General features: G+C 63.4%; 12 protein-coding genes and 1 other annotated feature. Of the genes, 5 read left to right on the top strand and 7 right to left on the bottom strand.

Annotated elements, in window-relative coordinates:
* Positions 1-41 precede the first annotated feature (41 nt).
* Positions 42-1244: a PP2C family protein-serine/threonine phosphatase gene (locus MBR110_RS01160; RefSeq protein WP_181709130.1), complete on the bottom strand. Its 1203-nt coding sequence runs from the start codon at positions 1242-1244 to the stop codon at positions 42-44.
* A gap of 163 nt (positions 1245-1407) precedes the next feature.
* Entirely contained in the window at positions 1408-1602 is a 195-nt protein-coding gene (locus tag MBR110_RS32565) for a type II toxin-antitoxin system Phd/YefM family antitoxin (protein WP_181709129.1), read from the bottom strand.
* A gap of 354 nt (positions 1603-1956) precedes the next feature.
* On the opposite strand from MBR110_RS32565, the gene MBR110_RS01150 reads away from it, so the two are divergent.
* Together MBR110_RS01150 and MBR110_RS01145 are read left to right on the top strand one after the other, a co-directional pair.
* Positions 1957-2604 carry an alpha/beta hydrolase gene (locus MBR110_RS01150; RefSeq protein ID WP_181709128.1) on the top strand — a complete coding sequence of 216 codons (648 nt, stop codon included), beginning with the start codon at positions 1957-1959 and terminating at the stop codon, positions 2602-2604.
* Complete coding sequence (locus MBR110_RS01145; protein WP_059645500.1) at positions 2601-3809, top strand: XRE family transcriptional regulator; 1209 nt, start codon at positions 2601-2603, stop codon at positions 3807-3809. The genes MBR110_RS01150 and MBR110_RS01145 overlap by 4 nt, the downstream gene beginning before the upstream one ends.
* A 147-nt stretch (positions 3810-3956) precedes the next feature.
* Here MBR110_RS01145 and MBR110_RS01140 read toward each other — a convergent pair whose 3' ends face one another.
* Both MBR110_RS01140 and MBR110_RS01135 read right to left on the bottom strand, forming a co-directional pair.
* The gene (locus MBR110_RS01140; protein WP_181709127.1) at positions 3957-4340 is read right to left on the bottom strand and encodes a hypothetical protein; all 384 of its coding nucleotides are present in this window, start codon (positions 4338-4340) and stop codon (positions 3957-3959) included.
* 293 nt (positions 4341-4633) lie between these two features.
* Positions 4634-5871 (bottom strand): IS3-like element IS1416 family transposase gene (locus MBR110_RS01135; protein WP_105819029.1). Its coding sequence is split into 2 segments (ribosomal slippage): positions 4634-5580 and positions 5580-5871, totalling 1239 coding nucleotides; the frame shifts between segments, so codons are not numbered across the junction.
* Positions 5474-5590: a sequence feature (AL1L pseudoknot), on the bottom strand. It overlaps the preceding gene by 117 nt.
* Between MBR110_RS01135 and MBR110_RS01130 the strand changes: the two genes are divergently transcribed.
* Complete coding sequence (locus MBR110_RS01130; protein WP_258569970.1) at positions 5870-6337, top strand: DUF3304 domain-containing protein; 468 nt, start codon at positions 5870-5872, stop codon at positions 6335-6337. The genes MBR110_RS01135 and MBR110_RS01130 overlap by 2 nt on opposite strands.
* Before the next feature lie 175 nt (positions 6338-6512).
* On the opposite strand, the gene MBR110_RS01125 is transcribed toward MBR110_RS01130, so the two are convergent.
* Positions 6513-7910, bottom strand: coding sequence for an enolase C-terminal domain-like protein (locus MBR110_RS01125; RefSeq protein WP_059568076.1), 1398 nt, complete (start codon positions 7908-7910; stop codon positions 6513-6515).
* A 67-nt stretch (positions 7911-7977) separates the two neighbouring features.
* Positions 7978-9318, bottom strand: a complete 1341-nt coding sequence (locus MBR110_RS01120; RefSeq protein WP_011882964.1) for an MFS transporter — start codon at positions 9316-9318, stop codon at positions 7978-7980.
* 249 nt (positions 9319-9567) lie between these two features.
* Between MBR110_RS01120 and MBR110_RS01115 the strand changes: the two genes are divergently transcribed.
* Positions 9568-10197, top strand: coding sequence for a DUF2239 family protein (locus MBR110_RS01115; protein ID WP_011882965.1), 630 nt, complete (start codon positions 9568-9570; stop codon positions 10195-10197).
* A 17-nt stretch (positions 10198-10214) separates the two neighbouring features.
* On the top strand, positions 10215-11546 hold the full coding sequence (locus tag MBR110_RS01110) for a carotenoid oxygenase family protein (RefSeq protein ID WP_045579417.1): 1332 nt from the start codon (positions 10215-10217) through the stop codon (positions 11544-11546).
* 24 nt (positions 11547-11570) lie between these two features.
* On the opposite strand, the gene MBR110_RS01105 is transcribed toward MBR110_RS01110, so the two are convergent.
* Positions 11571-12737: an ABC transporter permease gene (locus tag MBR110_RS01105; protein WP_011882967.1), complete on the bottom strand. Its 1167-nt coding sequence runs from the start codon at positions 12735-12737 to the stop codon at positions 11571-11573.
* Positions 12738-12739: the final 2 nt, after the last annotated feature.

The following is a 12739-nucleotide window of genomic DNA, read 5'->3' as shown; positions in this document are numbered from 1 at the left end:
AGCGTGGTGGAAGCATATAAGAATCAACCTTATGGTTATCTTTATTCCGATTTTGGCGAATCGTCGTCGGTCGAAACTACTATCTTTGGTTTGGTCTCATTGTACTGCTCACTAGCCCGCGACTCTCCCTCAACCTCAAGATCGAGCTGTGGGTTCATGCGACTCGTAACTGTCATCTTTTTCCGGTTTCTTCCGGACGGTTTTCTCGCCGCTTTTTTGTCGAGTTGAGCGCTGGGCTTGTCCTGCCTTCCGTTCTCCCGTGGTGGTATCGGCTCAGGTCGTTGACCACCATAGACATCGTTCAACACAAGCTTCGTGTCAGCGAACCAGAAAGTTATCCGATTACGACCGAGCCCGTCGACGTCATAGCTTGCCAGATTTATAAATTGCTCGACATCTTGAATAGCGACAACGGACACATTATCGATCCCGCCCATCCAGAGTGCCGATGTAACCACGCGCCGGACCAAGTCTGCTGCGGAAGGTGCGTTGCGGACGATCGCCGCAAACCCATCCGGCGCCGCTTTCCATGCACCATCTGAAGCTATAACGGCACCTTGACCGAATTCACGACGTTCGAAAACAACAATACGCAAATCCGAAGAAGATCTGCCCGCTTCTCCAAGCGCTTGCGACAGGCTTCCTTGCAACCCTCGCGCATTGAGCGCGGAAATATCTGCGCCAGGCAGATTTCGCAGCTCGTTTTCTAAAGTGTCGTCGACACTAACCTGCCGAAGCTGTTGCTCACTTTGGTTCCACGCGAAGAGGCGGCTATCGCCTACGTTGGCTGCAACAAGGTCTCCGTCAGACGAAGCTAACAACACACTTGCCGTTGTCGCCCCCTTTCCCGCTAATGCTCGACGTACGGCATCATCCATGCTGCGGATAACTCGCGGCAACAACTCCCGGACTGGGGTAGCCTGACGAAGTTCAGCAAGATCGCCAACACACGACGCGAGTGCGATCGTAGCGGCCATATCGCCCATCTCAGATCCACCGACTCCATCACAAACTAAAGCAACGGCAAAACCTTGGCCACAAAGCGACTTCACATGCGCCATGCCAGCCCTGTCCTCGTTCCGCTTCCGTCGGCTCCCAAGATGGACGCCGATCGCCACATCGATTGTGGCCTCAATTTTCCTTGCGGTCGGAACATTCCAATCCGCGTGCCAGATCTCAGTTAGTAGCTCAGGGCCTGCTGTGCCAGATAGTGCTCGACGGATATCTTCAATTGGTCTGTTCATCGTAATGTTCAATAGATAGGGCTCTCACGCGGTGAAGTTGGTGGCGGAGCGCTCGTGGAGCCGGGCGATTTTCCCCGTTCTAAGCACAAGCTACACGTCGCCACTGCGTTTCCAACCCCTCTGATAGTCTTGAATCGGCTGCGCCAAATTCCGATAGACGACTTCAAGCGTCAGGTCTAGAGCTGTCGACTTTCGCCGAACAATCTGCTTCCAGCGTCTTCAACCTCACATACTCTTCGACGGACAAAACCACCACCACTGGCCGCCCGTGCTTCTCGACTGTCACGGGTTCAGCCCTAGCGGTGTCGATGAGGCGGCCAAAGTTGTATTTAGCGACTTTTGCCGACAATGTTTGCATAACTCCACGCGACCAATAATGTTGTGTCCATTATGGCCATAATGGCCAAAACTGGCAACGCTACGAACGCGCTGGTCATCATGATTTCGGCCCCCGCGATACACGACTTTAGCTCCGTCTGGATGGCGAGTAGTGCGACGGACAGCCGTTCTGCCGCTCGAGTTGACAGTTGAGCGAAGGAAGCGGCGATTCGAGTGAGAAGCCACAAATAGTCATGAGCAATTGTCTGTCGATAATTGATAGTATTTTTCGTTTTGTTTTGGTAGGAGGCGCAACATTGGGGTCAGTGAGGGCTTTTAAACGAAACTTTTCTCCTATAGAATCCCGGTAAACGAAACTGCCATTGGAGGCCGCATGGCTCATCCCTCGACTGACTCGATTCCGGATCTTCTGCTGCGCAATGTGCCGCGGGAGCTCGTTATGGCAATCGAAGATGCACTTTTCGCCGGAGCTCAACGCGCTTTCGCAGCAGCTAAGGGGATGGCCGACGGGCATCTTCCGCACGCCGTCGGGCAACTGCGGCACTTTCACATGAACGAGTCGTTTCATCGGGCCCTTGAGGTGGGTGACGCCTCCCCGACGCCGATTCGTGGAAATGGGGTCGTGAGCGGGCGCTCGGGCGTTTTTTCGCTTGCCCGATTCAACATCCCCGAAGGTTTCTGGATCAATGGTCGCCGCAGCCATACGCGCCGGCAAATGTCGGCTGCGAATAGGGCCATCGAGCCGCTGGTTCAGCCCGAACTGTTTGGCGAGTACACGGCACCGACCGACGCGGTGGCGTTTTTCGTTGCGTGCTTTTCCGGATCGCTTCACGTTAAGCCGGATGCGCCGCTGTCTATTCAAATTGCGGTCCCGGATCGGCACATGCGCGGCTGGTTGTTTAGGGAATCCGTTGATGCTTTCCTCCAGCGCTACGAGGACAAGCCGGCCGTGCAGGACGATCTGGCTAAGCCGAAGCTCAAGAAGATCAAGAAGCAGGGCAACGAAGGTACGGCGTCATGAGTCGCGGTGGTGTTCAGGCGTTTCACAATGAACGTCTCAGTCAGGTTCTGGCCGCTCGGCGGTTGAGTCAAGCCCAGCTCGCGTCGCTGGTCGGTGTGTCACCTGCAACGGTAAGCAAATGGCGCTCGGGGATTCAAGCGCCGGAGCGCGATACTTTGGAGCGGCTGGCAAGCGTCGTTAACGTGACTCCTGAGTGGTTCACGAGAGCACCTTCTGCGAGAGTGTCTCCCCCATTGTTTCGCAGCAACGCATCCGCACATGTCGCTGCGCGAGCAATGTTGGAGGCGCGTGTCGAATGGGCTCAGGATGTGGCATTCGCGTTGTCGGAGTTCGTGGACTATCCCGAAGTGAATTTGCCCGTCAGGCACTTCAAGGAGCCGGATGAGGTCACGCCGGACGAGATTGAGTCTGCGGCGATCGAGTGCCGGGACTTATGGCGCATCGGGCGAACTGCCGTGCCGGATCTCGCGCTCGCAATTGAAGGGGCTGGCGTCATCTTGATCAGGGAGGAAACCGGCATTGCGCAGATTGAGGGTCTTTCGACGTGGAGCGAGGTACTTGGGCGGCCGCTCGTGCTGTTGTCAGCCGATAAGGATAACGGCTACCGCAGCCGCTTTGATCTCGCGCACGAGCTCGGCCATTTGATTTTGCACCGGCATATCCCGCGACCAACGGAACGAGAGCGACACAAGCAGCTGGAGGCGCAAGCTCATCGTTTTGCTGGCGCATTTTTGCTGCCTGCTGAAACGTTTGCCAATGAGGTTCGTACGCCCGTCACATTGGACGATCTGCTGTTGTTGAAGAGACGGTGGGGCGTTTCCGTTGCTGCGATCATAATGCGTCTGCGCGCGTTGAAGATACTGGATGAAGATGCTGCTCAACTGCTCTTCAAACGGCGCTCTGCAAGATGGGGGGCTAAGTCAGAGCCGGGAGATGGTGATCGTGCGCCGGAGCGGCCTCGCTTGCTACGCCGTACCATTGACTTGTTGGTTGAGGAAAACGTAATGCCGCTCGATGCAATTCCCCGCCATATTGGTTTGGCGGCATATGACATCGAGATGCTGGCCGGTCTACCTGAGGGGTACTTCCAGGGTAAGCCGAACGTAGTTCACATGGCTCGGTTGCGGTCGGCGATAGGCAATTCCCCAGCCCCGGTGCTGACAGAGGGCAGTACCGTTTTGCCGTTTAGATCTCCCAGAAAGTAGCGAGTGGCTGTCGGTGGCGTTGGCGGAATTTGAGTGCCGGGGGACTCGTATAACGCCGACGCCGTTGCAGATGCAGGCTTCTAAAACGCAGATGGTTCAGTAGCGAGGAAGAAGTGAATCATGCATCGCGGATGTATATGGGGCGAGTTACCTAGGGCGCGACTGACGGCGCTCTCTTTCGCCAATACGTATGGCTTCATCGCGTGCAATGGCGGCGTCATGCTTCCGTTGTGCGCGTATGTTGCGCCCCACTTGTATTGCTCCGGCGCCGAGTAAAACTAGAATGGCCCCGCCGACGAACGGTACGGGAAAGTTGCCCGCAATTTTGCCGTTCATGTCCATGAGTTCTGGCCAGATGCCGGCGCCGGGTAGCTGCCCAGCGAGGCCGCCCAAGCGATAGACGAACAATGGCGTCGACGGATTATCCGGTGGTGTGGCTAGCATCGCTGCGAGTAACGTAAATCCGACATACATCACCACGTATCCAAGCAGTAGCCAGCCCCATGCGGAGCGTTTAATAGGCTCGTTCATCGTTCTCCCTTCACATTGATTGATATCGGACGTAGGGCATACGGCAAAGCCGTCACGCTGTATTGGGCTGGCTACTGTTCGGGCTGCGCCGGGCATCGCTGAGCGGCTTCAGAATACATCAGATGAAATGGTCGGCCAATCAGGTCGATGCGGTCCGAAGGAGTCGTATAACGCCGACGGATACAGGCATTTCTGCGAGATTCTCGGCAAGTCGGCGATCTCAGTGAGGCATTTACGTACATACATATGTACGTAAGTATGAACCGCACCGGGAATCGTGGAGGCCGGTTGGTTTAAGTTAATGCAGGCACTTCAGCAGCATTTCTGAGTTGCCTGTAGTAGTTTGCCTCAGCCTCGGCGGGCGGGATATAGCCGAGCGGTTCCATCAGCCGATGATGGTTGTACCAGGCGACCCATTCCAGCGTTGCCAGTTCGACGGATTCCCTCGTTTTCCAAGGAGCGCGCCGATGAATCAGTTCCGTCTTGTAGAGACCGTTGATCGTTTCAGCCAGCGCGTTATCGTAGCTGTCGCCACGGCTGCCGACGGACGGCTCGATACCCGCCTCGGCCAAACGTTCGCTATACCGAATGCTGACGTATTGAGCCCCCCTATCGGAGTGGTGTATCAAGGTCCCATCGTCGCCCGGTTGGCGCGCGTACAGCGCCTGTTCGAGCGCATCCAGAACGAAGTCCGTGCTCATCGACGAACTGACGCGCCAACCGACGATGCGACGGGCAAACACGTCGATCACGAACGCCACGTACAGCCAACCCTGCCATGTCGAGACATAGGTGAAGTCAGACACCCAGAGCTGATTTGGGCGCTCAGCCTTGAACTGCCGGTTGACCCGGTCCAGCGGGCGCGGGGCGCTCGTATCGGGATTCGTCGTGCGAACTCGCTTGCCGCGAACTGTGCCTCGCAAGCCCTGCAGCTTCATCAGCCGCCCGACCGTGCAGCGTGCGACCACAATGCCCTCCCGGTTCATCTGCTTCCAGACCTTCGGCACACCGTAGACCTGCATGTTGGCCCGCCAGACACGCTTGATCTCGGGTTGCAGGACCTCATCGCGTTTGGCACGAGCGCAGCGTTTGGACGGATCACGAAGCTGCGCAGCATGGCGTCGGTAGCCCGACGGGGCGATCCGCAATACCTTGCAGATCGGCTCGACCCCGAAGGTGTCGCGATGCTGATCAACGAAGGCCTTCAGGACTTGAATCGGCGGTCGAGCTCCGCCTGGGCGAAAAACGCGCTCGCCAGCTTGAGAATCTCGTTGGTACGGCGCAGTTCCTTGACCTCACGCTCCAGGGCCTTGATGCGTTCACGCTCGGCCGTGCTCACGCCATCACGTTCCCCACGATCGATCTCCTCGCGCTTGACCCAATCCAGCAGCGTCTGCGGCGTACAGCCGATCATCGGCGCAATCGATTCGACCGCCGCCCACATCGACGGATGTTCGCTACGCTGCTCACGTACCAGACGCACTGCGCGCTCCCGGACTTCCGGGGAAAACTTGGTTGCCTTCTTGTTCATGGCTCGATTCTCTCAAGAATCCGAGCCTCCACAAAATTCGGTGCGGTTCAGAGTCGAGGGACCAGACGGATCTGGGGTGACTGGCGGTGGCCCTAACGTATGGCCGGCGGGATCGGACGGAAAGCCGTCTGGCGGCGGCAAAGAAACTTGCTGCAGCGACGTTCCTGTTGTCTGGCAGCCGGACCTGAGGCTGACAGTCCGTTGGCTGGCATACAGAAAACAGGATCACACGACGAACTGGTACAAGGCCGAAAACGTCCGAATTGCCAAATACGGTGAGGTCATGGGCGGCTTATGGGCCGTATTCCTGCCGGGCGACCGTGTTCGCATCATGGTGGCCGATGGCCAGAGAGGCGGCGCTAACGACCCTGGCATACGTCCGCAGGACAATGATCCGTACATCGCTCAAGGAGCGCTGGATCCGGAATGGAACCGGCTATACCGTGACGGAGAAAACGCGCAATGAGCCGCAACCGGGCCGACCCGGTGCCGCGCGTCGACGCGTGCCGGCAAGCGCCACGGCGTTGACGAACGAATGGGCGCGCGCCGCCGTGCAAGACGCATTCATGTCCCTCGCCCAGACGCGTCGAAGGCACCGCGAATTCATGCATGAAGCAGACTGAATTCCCCCGCCCGATCCCTCACCGCCGCCCATAACTCGGCCGCTTCGGATCATACGTCCACCCCGGCACCAGATACCGCATCGCCATCGCGTCGTCGCGCGCGGTGCCGCCCACCTGCCGATACAACGCATGCGCGGCCTCCACCTGCGCCATGTCGAGCTCGATCCCGAGCCCCGGCCGCTCCGGCACGGCCACCTGGCCGCCGACGATCTCGAGCGGCTCGCGCGTGAGCCGCGCGTCGCCTTCCTGCCAGATCCAGTGCGTGTCGATCGCCGTGATCGTGCCCGGCGCCGCCGCGGCCGCATGCGTGAACATCGCGAGCGACACGTCGAAGTGGTTGTTCGAATGCGAACCCCACGTGAGCCCCCAGTCGCGACACAGCTGCGCGAGCCGCACCGAGCCCTGCATCGTCCAGAAGTGCGGGTCGGCGAGCGGAATGTCGACCGCCTGCAGCCGCACCGCATGATCCATCTGCCGCCAGTCGGTCGCGATCATGTTCGTCGCGGTCGGAATGCCGGTCGCGCGCCGGAACTCTGCCATCACCTCGCGCCCCGAGTAGCCCGCCTCCGGCCCGCACGGGTCCTCCGCATAAGCGAGCAGATCGCCTTGCCCGCGGCACAGCGCGACGGCCTCGTCGAGCGACCACGCACCGTTCGGATCGAGCGTCGCCCGCGCGTCGGGAAAGCGCGCCTTGATCGCCGCGATCGCCGCCATTTCGTCCGCACCGGCCATCACGCCGCCTTTCAGCTTGAAGTCGGCGAAGCCGTAGCGCGCGACCGCGGCTTCGGCCTGCTCCGCGATCGCGGCCGGCGTCAGCGCCGCTTCGTTGCGCAGCCGGAACCACGGGTCGGCGGCATGCGCCTCGTCGCGATACGGCAGGTCGGTGCGCCGCCGCTCGCCGATGTAGAACAGGTACGCGAGCATCGGCACCGCGTCGCGCTGCTGCCCCTCGCCGAGCAGCGCGGCCACCGGCACGTCGAGATGCTGGCCCAGCAGGTCGAGCAGCGCCGCCTCGATCGCGGTGATCACGTTGTCGAGCCGCAGATTGATCTCGTGCGGCTGGCGCAGCACCGCCGCTTCGCTCGCCGACGTCACCTCGTGCCGGATCGTGCGCCCGGCCGCCGCACCCGCGCCGGACAGCGCCGCGCGCACCGCGTTGAGCGTCGCCTGGTAACGGCCGATCGACTGGCCGACCACCACGTCGGTCATCCGTTCGAGCGCTTGACGGATGCCTTCGCCGCCGGGCACTTCGCCGACGCCCGTGTGGCCGCTGCTGTCGTCGAGGATCACGAGATTGCGCGTGAAGTACGGCGCGTGCGCGCCGCACAGGTTCAGCAGCATGCTGTCGCGGCCGGCGACGGGAATCACCCGCATGCGCGTGACGCGCGGCGTGCCGGTGTGGCGGGCTTCGGACATCGGTTTGCTCCTGGTTCCGGTCATGCGCGAGCCGCCGGACGCACCGGCGCCGCCCGCGCCGTTCAGTTCATTTGAGCTCGACGCGGCGAATCTCGCCGACGACGAACAGATAGCAGATCACGGCGACGAGCGCGTGCGCGACGACATACACGAGCGCGCCGTTGAACGAGCCGCTGCGGTCGACGATATAGCCGATCGCGATCGGCGTCGTGATGCTGGAGAGATTGCCGCACGTGTTGAGCAGCGCGCCGCTCAGGCCGGCGATCTGGCGCGGCGCGGTGTCGGCGTTGACGGCCCAGCCGAGCGCGCCGAGCCCCTTGCCGAAGAACGACAGCGCCATGAACAGCACGACCAGCACGTGCGAGTCGGTGTAGTTGCAGACGATCATCGACATCGACAGCAGCATGCCGATCACGATCGGCACCTTGCGCGCGACCGACAGCGAGCGTCCCTGCTTGAGCAGCGCGTCGGACACGATGCCGCCCAGGATCCCGCCGAGGAACCCGCACACGGCCGGGATCGACGCGACGAGCCCCGCATTGAGGATCGACATCCCGCGCGCCTGCACGAGGTAGACGGGAAACCACGTGATGAAGAAATAGGTGAGCGCGTTGATGCAGTACTGCGCGACGTACACGCCGACGAGCATCCGGCTCCTCAGCAGCGCCTTCACGTGGTGCATCGACGGGCCGCCGTCGCGTGCGCCGGCCGCGCGGTCGATGTTGACGAGCGCGCCGCCTTCGGCGAGGTAGTCGAACTCCGCGCGGTTGATGCGCGGGTGCGCGCTCGGGTCGTACATCGTGCGGTTCCACACCAGCACGAACGCGAAGCCGAGCACGCCCATCACCGCGAACACCCACTGCCAGCCGAACGCGTGCACCAGCCAGCCCATCAGCGGCGCGAACACGACGGTCGCCGCGTACTGCGCGGCGTTGAAGATCGCCGATGCAGTGCCGCGTTCGGCGGCGGGGAACCACGTGGAGACGATCCGGCTGTTGGCCGGAAACGACGGCGCCTCGGCCGCGCCGACCAGGAAGCGCAGCGCGAACAGCAGCCCGAACGCGGCCGCGCCGCCGATGAAGCCGATACCACCCTGCAGCAGCGTGAACAGCGACCAGAAGAAGATGCTGAACGCATAGACGATGCGCGAGCCGAAGCGGTCGAGCAGCCAGCCGCCCGGCAACTGCGCGATCACGTACGACCAGCCGAACGCCGAGAAGATGAAGCCCATCTGCACGTGGCTCAGGTGCATCGCACGCGCGATGGCGGGGCCGGCGATCGCGATCGCCGCGCGGTCCGCGTAGTTGATTGTCGTGACCGCGAACAGCACGGCCAGCACGAGCCAGCGCACACGCGTGCGCTGGGCCGTTGCCGACGCGGACGCCGGCAATGCGTGAAGCGGATTCATATCTGTCTCCTCCGAGAGGCGGAACGTGCCGGGGCTACTGCGCGTCGAATGCGCGCTTCGTCATATGACGTCTGGCCATTCTGGCACGGGGGAATTCACGTTTTCATGCCAATTGCTGACTTGATTGATTCAGAACTTGAATCAATCGACAGAACCACGCGCATTCTTTTTTACCCGGATGATATTGACAGTCTGTTTATACCCGGATAAAAATAGCGGCATTCCAATTTCCACTGCAAGGCGGCCACGATGACGCTTTCCCTGTTCGTTCCTTCCTACACCGCGTTCGACGGTCATCGGCGCCTCGCGTCCGGGGCGCTGGAGACGGTCGCGCTGGCGGTCCGGCGCGCGGCCGACGACGCTGCGAGCGGCCCGATCGCGATCTTCGACGATGCGACCGGCCGCACGATCGATCTCGACCTGCGCGGCACGGCGGACGACGTCCGCGCGCGCTACGCAGCGGCGCCAGCCGAGGCGCGGGCAGCGTCCGAAGCCGGCGAGCCGGGCGCGGGCGAACAACGCGGCCGCGGCCGGCCGAAGCTCGGCGTGGTGTCGCGCGAGGTCACGCTGCTGCCGCGTCACTGGGACTGGCTGGCCGCGCAGCCGGGCGGCGCGTCGGTGGCGCTGCGCAAGCTGGTCGAGGACGCGCGGCGCACCCATGCGGCGGCCGATCGGCGGCGCGATGCGCAGGCGCGCGCGTACCACTTCATGTCGGCGCTCGCGGGCGATCTGCCGGGCTTCGAGGAGGCCGTGCGCGCGCTGTACGCGAACGATCTCGCGCGGATGGGCGAACTGATCGCCGGCTGGCCGGCCGATGTGAGCGCTCATGCGCTCGCGCTGGCGCGCGGCGATCTGCCGCCGTCGGCCGACGAAGGCTGAACCGGGGAGGCGACACGATGCCGACGTTCGACCTGAACCGAGGAGCGCTCGCGCCGGTGGCCGACGAAGCCGATCTCGTCGACCTGCGCGTGACCGGCGCGATCCCGCCCGAACTCGACGGCACGTTGCTGCGCAACGGCCCCAATCCGCCCGCAGGCCGTTTCGAAGGCAACGACGTGCTGTCGTGGTGGCCGGAAGCGGCGATGCTGCACGCGATCTCGTTCGAGCGCGGCCGTGCGACCGGCTACCGCAACCGCTGGCTGCGCACGCAGCGCTGGGCGCGCGTGCATGCGCCCGAGCAGGCGCCGCACCTGCCCGACGCCAATCCGAACGTCAGCGTGCTGCGTCATGCGGGCGAACTGCTCGCACTGGCCGAAGGCGGTGCGCCGCTCGCGATCACGGCCGCACTCGACACGTTGGGCGAGCCGGCCCGGCACGCGGGGTTGGGCGGCGCGATGACCGCGCATCCGAAGCTCGATCCGGTGACGGGCGAGCTGATCCTGTTCCGCGCGGACTGGCGCGAACCGTGGCTGCGTTACGGCGTCGCGGACGCGTACGGCGTGCAGCGCGTCGACATGGTCGTCGACGTGCGCGCGCCATCGATGATGCACGATCTCGCGATCACCGAAACCCGCAGCCTGCTGCTCGACCTGAACGTCGGCTACGACTTCGCGATGCTGAAGCAGGGCCACCGGATGCCGCTGCGCTGGCACGACGAGCGCGACGCGCGGATCGGCGTGCTGCCGCGCCACGGCGGCGACGTGCGCTGGTTCGGCATCGAGCCGTGCTTCATCCAGCACGTCGTGAACGCGTACGACTGCGATCCGTCGTGCATCGTGCTCGATGTGGTGCGCTATCCGTGGTTCCTGCGGCTCGACGCGCGCACCGGCCGCTTTGCGGACAATCCGGTCGGCGAGCTGTGGCGCTACGTGATCGATACCGCGAACGGGCTGATCGACGAAGGACCGCTCGCCGACGGCGGCATCGAGCTGCCGCGCATCGACGAAAGCCGCACGGGGCGCAGCTACCGCTATCTGTATGCGGCCGAGCAGCCCGACAGCGCCGAGATGCGCGGCGTCGTGCGCTACGACCACGTGCGCGGCACGAGCACGCGTTACGCGCTGCCGGTGGGCGACCAGAACGGCGAGCCGGTGTTCGTGCCGCGTCCGGGCCGCAGCGCCGAGGACGACGGCTGGCTGCTGGTCGTGGTCTACCGCGCGGCGACCGACACGAGCGACGTCGTGATTCTCGATGCGAGCGCGATCGACGCGCTGCCGGTCGCGACCGTCCACCTGCCGCGCCGCGTGCCGGCCGGATTCCACGGCGCATGGCTGCCGCGCGAGCGTTGAAGCGTGACGCCGCAGGCGCGCGCGTCACTGCGCGCGCAGCGCGTCGACGATGCTCATCCGCGCGGCGCGCAGCGCCGGCAGCAGCCCGCCGACGAGCCCCATCACCAGCGAGAACGACAGCGTTTTCACGACGATCGCGGGCGTCAGCACGAAGCGGAACGACAGGTCGGAGAAGGTCTGGAAGTTGGTGGTCGAGAACGACGCGAAGCCCATCAGCGACGCGCACGCGAGCCCCGCGACGCCGCCCGCGAAGCCCAGCAGCAGCGCCTCGAGCAGGAACGCGGCGAGCACGTTGACGCGCTTGAAGCCGAGCGCGCGCAGCGTGCCGATCTCGGCGGTGCGGTTCGCGACCGACGCGTACATCGTGATCATCGCGCCGATCATCGCGGCGATCGAGAAGATCGTCGACAGCGTGACGCCGAGGATGTTGATGAACGTCGACAGCGCCTTCGACTGGTCGCCGTAGAAGGTCTGCTCGCGCTTCGCTTCGTCGGTGAGGCGCGGGTCGACGTCGATGTCGGCCTTGAAGCGCGCGAAGCCGTCGGCGCTCGCGATGCGCAGCACCATCGACGAATAGCTGGTGCGCCGGAACGACTGCATCAGCTGATCGACGTCGCCCCAGATCTCGGAGTCGAAGCCGCTGCCGCCCGCGTCGAAGATGCCGACGACGGTCCAGTCGCGCTGCGCGAAATGCAGGCGGTCGCCGAGCTGCGCGCCGCTGAAGCCGTTCGCGATCGCGCTGCCGACGACGATCTCCGACGAACCCGGCGCGAACGCGCGGCCGGCCACCAGCTTCACGCGCGGACGCAGCATGAGGCCGGCCGGCGACACACCGCGAATCACGACGTTCGACGGCTTGCCGGTCGACGCCTTCACGAGCGAGATCAGCACGACCGCTTCCTTCGACACCAGCGGCCGTCCGTCGGGGCCGAGCGCGACGGCCGGATGCATTTCTAGCGCATTCGCCTGCTGGTGATCGATCGCGCTCTGGATCTCGGTCTCCGCGCCCTTGCGGATCACGACGACGTTGTCCGGTTCGCCGGTCGACACGAGCGTCTGCGTGAGCCCCGCGTCGAGCATCTGCACCGTCGCGAACACGAAGATCACGAGCGCCATCCCGCCGGCCGTCAGCGCGGTGGTGAGGCGCCGGGTCCACAGGTTGCGCGCGATGTAGGTGAGCGGGATCGCCATGC

Origin of the sequence: Burkholderia sp. MBR-1 (assembly GCF_013822785.1) — a bacterium.
GTDB classification, from domain to species: Bacteria; Pseudomonadota; Gammaproteobacteria; order Burkholderiales; family Burkholderiaceae; genus Burkholderia; species Burkholderia vietnamiensis.
This window is presented reverse-complemented; position numbering and strand designations above follow the sequence as displayed.